This window comes from Methylobacterium sp. CCH5-D2, from assembly GCF_001556475.1.
In the GTDB taxonomy this organism is placed as follows: Bacteria; Pseudomonadota; Alphaproteobacteria; order Rhizobiales; family Beijerinckiaceae; genus Methylobacterium; species Methylobacterium hispanicum.
Genome location: NZ_LSIX01000178.1, coordinates 1 through 4,732, shown reverse-complemented (window position 1 = coordinate 4,732; position 4,732 = coordinate 1). Strand labels below are relative to the sequence as shown.

Annotated in this window: 5 protein-coding genes and 1 pseudogene; 4 read left to right on the top strand and 2 right to left on the bottom strand. The window is 71.0% G+C overall.

Translation table 11 applies throughout. The features are described from left to right. The first annotated feature begins 34 nt into the window (after window positions 1–34). From AX737_RS04685 to AX737_RS04670, 4 genes are all read left to right on the top strand, one after another. Entirely contained in the window at window positions 35–1,201 is a 1,167-nt protein-coding gene (locus tag AX737_RS04685; protein WP_082772882.1) for an aminotransferase, read from the top strand. 73 nt (window positions 1,202–1,274) lie between these two features. Further along, the gene (locus AX737_RS04680) at window positions 1,275–1,790 is read left to right on the top strand and encodes a DUF4112 domain-containing protein (RefSeq protein WP_066919369.1); all 516 of its coding nucleotides are present in this window, start codon (window positions 1,275–1,277) and stop codon (window positions 1,788–1,790) included. A 90-nt stretch (window positions 1,791–1,880) separates the two neighbouring features. After that, the gene (locus AX737_RS04675; RefSeq protein WP_156453529.1) at window positions 1,881–3,065 is read left to right on the top strand and encodes an ABC transporter permease; all 1,185 of its coding nucleotides are present in this window, start codon (window positions 1,881–1,883) and stop codon (window positions 3,063–3,065) included. Between the two features lie 471 nt (window positions 3,066–3,536). Next, complete coding sequence (locus AX737_RS04670; RefSeq protein WP_066919367.1) at window positions 3,537–4,070, top strand: MucR family transcriptional regulator; 534 nt, start codon at window positions 3,537–3,539, stop codon at window positions 4,068–4,070. A 150-nt stretch (window positions 4,071–4,220) separates the two neighbouring features. Here AX737_RS04670 and AX737_RS04665 read toward each other — a convergent pair whose 3' ends face one another. After that, window positions 4,221–4,532 carry a hypothetical protein gene (locus tag AX737_RS04665; RefSeq protein WP_066919365.1) on the bottom strand — a complete coding sequence of 104 codons (312 nt, stop codon included), beginning with the start codon at window positions 4,530–4,532 and terminating at the stop codon, window positions 4,221–4,223. A gap of 112 nt (window positions 4,533–4,644) precedes the next feature. After that, window positions 4,645–4,732 (bottom strand): annotated as a pseudogene (locus AX737_RS35495) (transglutaminase); the annotation flags it as partial.

Here is a 4,732-nt window from a genome sequence, read left to right as displayed (position 1 = left end):
CCCGCCGCCGCCCCGCTCACGAGCCGCCCGCCCCATGAGCCGCCCCGTCAACCCGGTCTTCGCCGACCTGCCGACCACGGTGTTCGAGACCATGTCGGCGTTGGCCCGCCAGCACGGGGCGATCAATCTCGGGCAGGGCTTCCCGGACGACCCGGGGCCGGACGATATCCGCGCGGTCGCGGCGCGGGCGCTCGTCGAGGGCGACAACCAGTACCCGCCGATGATGGGGCTGCCCGCGCTCCGCGAGGCGGTGGCCGCCCATTACGCCCGCCACCAGGGACTCGCGCTCGATCCGGCCTCCGAGGTGATGGTGACCTCGGGCGCGACGGAGGCGCTGGCCGGGGCGCTGCTCGCGCTGGTCCGGCCCGGCGACGAGGTGGTGCTCTTCGCGCCGATGTACGATGCCTACCTGCCCCTGGTGCGGCGCGCGGGCGGCGTGCCGCGAATCGTGAACCTGCAGCCGCCGGGCTTCCGCCTCGACGCGGCCGCGCTCGCGGCCGTGTTCAACGAGCGCACCAGCGTGGTCCTGCTCAACAATCCCCTCAATCCGAGCGCCACGCTGTTCGGACGGGACGACCTCGAGGTGCTTGCCGGATTCTGCCGCCGTTTCGAGGTGACGGCGATCTGCGACGAGGTTTGGGAGCACGTCGTCTTCGACGGCGCGGCCCACGTCCCCCTCATGGGCCTGCCGGGCATGCGCGAGCGCACGGTGAAGATCGGCTCGGCCGGCAAGATCTTCTCGCTCACCGGCTGGAAGGTCGGCTTCGTGATGGCCGACGCCGCCCTGATGCGGGTGCTGGCCAAGGCGCACCAGTTCCTCACCTTCACCACCCCGCCGAACCTGCAGGCGGCGGTGGCGCACGGGCTCGCCAAGGAGGACGACTATTTCCGCACGATGCGGGCGGGCTACGCGCGCTCCCGCGATCGGCTGGCGACGGGGCTCGGCGCCCTCGGCTACCGGGTGCTTCCGGCCGGCGCCACGTGGTTCCTCAACGTCGATATCGGCGCGCAGGGCCGCACCGACGACGTCGCCTTCTGCGAGCATCTCGTGCGGCGGCACGGCGTGGCGGCGATCCCCGTGAGCGCCTTCTACCCGGACGGATCGGTGCGCAGCCTCGTGCGCCTGTGCTTCGCCAAGTCCGACGCCACCCTCGACGCGGCGCTGGAGCGGATGGCGGATGCCATGCGGAGCGCCGCCTGAAGGCCCCGCATCCTTGCGGGCGCGCGGGGCCGGGGCCACATCCCGGATCATGAGCGCGACCCGGATCCCTGCGATGGACTTCACCGAGGCCAAGCCCCGGGCCCAGACCCCGGGCGGCGACTTCCCGCGCGGCGATTCCGGCCGGGGCGCCTTCGAAGGTGCCTTCCGGCCAGGAGCCGGCCGGCTGTCGCTCGCCGACGCCTCGCCCGAGGCGAGCCTCGTCCGGCTGGAGGCCCTGGCCCACCTCCTCGATTCCGCCTTCCTGATCCCCGGCATCAACCGGCGGGTCGGCATGGAGGCGGTGATCGGCCTCGTGCCGGTCATCGGCGACATCGCCGGCATGGTGATCTCGTCCTACATCGTCTACGAGGCGAGACGTCTCGGCGCCCCGCGCTGGCTGATCGGCCGCATGGCGCTGAACGTGGCCTTCGACGGCGCGGTCGGCGTGGTGCCGCTGGCCGGCGACCTGTTCGACGCGGCCTTCAAGGCCAACCGGCGCAACGTGCGCCTGCTGCGCCGCTGGCTGGAGCGCAGCGGCAAGCTGCGCCCGAACGAGATCGAGGGCTCAGCCGTCCGGCTCGACGGCTGAACCCTCCGGAGAGGAGGGGCGGAGCCGTTGAACGAATACACCCGGCCCGACTCCGCCCGTTCCCCCGAGGCCACCGCGCTCGGCGCCCCGATGCCGGGCGCTCAACCTCCGGTGCTGCGGCCGGGGGGCGAGGAGCCCCTGGACGGCCCGCCGGTGGAGCCCCCTGCCGCCCCCGCCCGGCACGGCTTCCTCTCGCCCCTAAACCGCCGCCGCCTGCGCAACTTCCGCGGCAACCGGCTCGGCTACTGGTCCTTCCTGATCTTCGCGGCGCTGTTCGTCGTCAGCCTGTTCGCCGAACTCATCGCCAACGACCGGCCGATCCTCGTCTCCTACAAGGGCGCGTGGCTGACGCCGGTCTTCGTCGATTATCCGGAGGAGCGCTTCGGCGGCTTCCTGGCGCAGACGGATTACCGCTCGCCCGAGATCGCCCGGGAGATCGCCGAGAACGGCTGGGCGCTGTGGCCACCGATCCCGTTCTCCTACAACACCATCAACACCGACCTGCCGACGCCGTCCCCCTCGCCCCCGACCTGGATGCTGACGGACCAGCAGTGCAAGGCGGCCGCCGAGGCGCGCGGCGGCAGCACCTGCCGCGACCTGCCCTGGCACTGGCTCGGCACCGACAACACCACCCGCGACGTGCTGGCGCGGGTGATCTACGGCTTCCGCATCTCGGTGCTGTTCGGTCTGATCCTGGCGGCCGTCTCCTCGGTGATCGGCGTGATCGCGGGCGCGGTGCAGGGCTATTTCGGCGGCTGGGTGGACTTGAGCTTCCAGCGCTTCATCGAGATCTGGGGCGGCATCCCGACCCTCTACCTGATCATAATCATCTCGGCCTTCATCGCGCCGGGTTTCTTCGTGCTGCTCGGCATCATGCTGCTCTTCTCCTGGGTGGCGCTGGTCAGCGTGGTCCGGGCCGAGTTTCTGCGGGCGCGCAATTTCGAGTACGTGCGCGCCGCCCGCGCGCTCGGCCTCTCGAACCTGCGCATCATGACGGTGCACCTCCTGCCGAACGCCATGGTGGCGACGCTGACATTCCTGCCCTTCATCCTGAACGGCTCGATCACCACCCTGACCTCGCTCGACTTCCTGGGCTTCGGCCTGCCGCCCGGCTCCCCGTCGCTCGGCGAGCTGCTGGCGCAGGGCAAGGACAACCTCAACGCCCTCTGGCTGGGGCTGACCGCCTTCTTCGTCATCGCCGCGATGCTGAGCCTGCTCGTCTTCGCGGGCGAGGCGGTGCGCGACGCCTTCGACCCGCGCAAGACCTTCTCCTGACGACGCGCCGCGGGTATCGGCGACGCCACGGCCGCGCGAGCGGGCGGGCGCCTCTTCGGCATGATCCGGAGCACCCTCGGGGGCCGGCCGCGCGGACGCAGCCTCAACAGCAATGCGCCGGACGACGCGGCGCCGGATCGGGGAGGCGGGCCTGTCTTCGCCCGCCCGGGCCGGCCGGATGCGGTCGCGTCGGTTACAAGAACGAGCCGATGCAAGGAGTTAACAATCTCTCCGACCACGAAAAGTGGGGCACCCGTAAGCGGTTAACATTCGCCGCGATGTGAGGGCTGGAAAGGGCTGTGCCGATACCAACTGAAGCCACCCGTTCGAAGCTCGGCCGGCATGTTGCTCGGTGATGTCGGGTCTAATCACAAGGAAACGTCATTTGATCCTTGCTTTTCTAGGCAAATAACATAACTCGGATTGCTGGGGGTGCCCTGCGCCAAGGGTTATTGCACGAGGGACGCACGAATGTCGGAAACCGCAGCACCATCGCAACCCAGCTACATCGAGCGCACCGTCGATGTCGTCGCGGCCTATGTCTCGAACAACTCGATCCCCACGACCGAGCTGCCCGCCCTCATCGCCAGCGTGCACGACGCCTTGAACGCAATCGCGTCCGGGCCGTCCAAGCCCGAGGTCGAGGCGGTCGAGAAGCCGACGCCCGCCCAGATCCGCAAGTCGATCCGCCCGGACGGGCTGATCAGCTTCATCGACGGCAAGTCCTACAAGACCCTCAAGCGCCACCTGACCAAGCACGGGCTCGACCCGCAGAGCTACCGCGAGCGCTACGGCCTGCCGGCGGATTACCCCACCACCTCGGCGAACTATTCGGCCCAGCGCTCGGCGCTCGCCAAGAGCCTCGGTCTGGGCCAGCCGGGCCGCGCCGCCGCGGCCCCCGAGCCGGAGCCCGAGCCGGCTCCGGAGCCGGAAACCGCCCGCGGACGCCGCAAGGGCGCCACCGGGACCAAGGGCCGGGCGCGCAAGGCGACCGAGGCGGCCTGAGGAAGCGGCGCGCGGGCGAGCCTCGCGCGCCAGTCGTCCCCGGCCGATCGGCTCGGTTTTGCCCGGTCCCCTCGGCCGCGGAGCCCGGGATCGCCCCCGGCTCGCCCGAACGAGGGCGGCAAGCGTCCCGAACGCCGATCGCGGGCGGGATCAGAGCGAGGCGCGCCGGCCGAGCAGCCAGCCGCGCGCCCGTGCCACCAGCGCCGGGCGGGCTTGGTCCGCCTCGTCGGCGTCCAGCATGGGCGAGGCCGCCAGCGCCGCCAGATAGGCGGTCTCCGTCTCCCGGCAGATCCGCAGCGCCGCGTCGGCGGCGAGCGTGGGGCTGGTGAGCGCCGCCTGCAATGCGAAATTCCGGTCGAGGCATCCGCGCCAGGACGCGTAGTGCCGGCCGGCATCGCTCGCCTGCGCCGCCCCTGGGAGAGCGAGCAGAAGGGATCCGGCGAGGACGATGTGTCGGATCATGGTGAAGGCGCCGCTCAGGTTAAGCGGCAGTTTCGTGCGCGAAGCCTTAAGATCTCGCTAACCGGCGCACGTCCGGGCCCGTCCCGGATCGGGGATGGGGCCCCGTCCGGGGTCAGCGGTTCGCCGTGGTGACCGGGGAGGAGACGCCGCCGAGCGAGACCCAGGCGGTGGCGTCCTGGCTCTCGCGCTTGACGAAGACG

Excerpts from the sequence above, each read along its gene's own strand:
- AX737_RS04685 (WP_082772882.1), top strand. The coding sequence starts at position 35 with ATGAGCCGCCCCGTCAACCCGGTCTTCGCCGACCTGCCGACCACGGTG.
- AX737_RS04680 (WP_066919369.1), top strand. The coding sequence starts at position 1,275 with ATGGACTTCACCGAGGCCAAGCCCCGGGCCCAGACCCCGGGCGGCGAC.
- AX737_RS04675 (WP_156453529.1), top strand. The coding sequence starts at position 1,881 with ATGCCGGGCGCTCAACCTCCGGTGCTGCGGCCGGGGGGCGAGGAGCCC.
- AX737_RS04670 (WP_066919367.1), top strand. The coding sequence starts at position 3,537 with ATGTCGGAAACCGCAGCACCATCGCAACCCAGCTACATCGAGCGCACC.
- AX737_RS04665 (WP_066919365.1), bottom strand. The coding sequence starts at position 4,532 with ATGATCCGACACATCGTCCTCGCCGGATCCCTTCTGCTCGCTCTCCCA.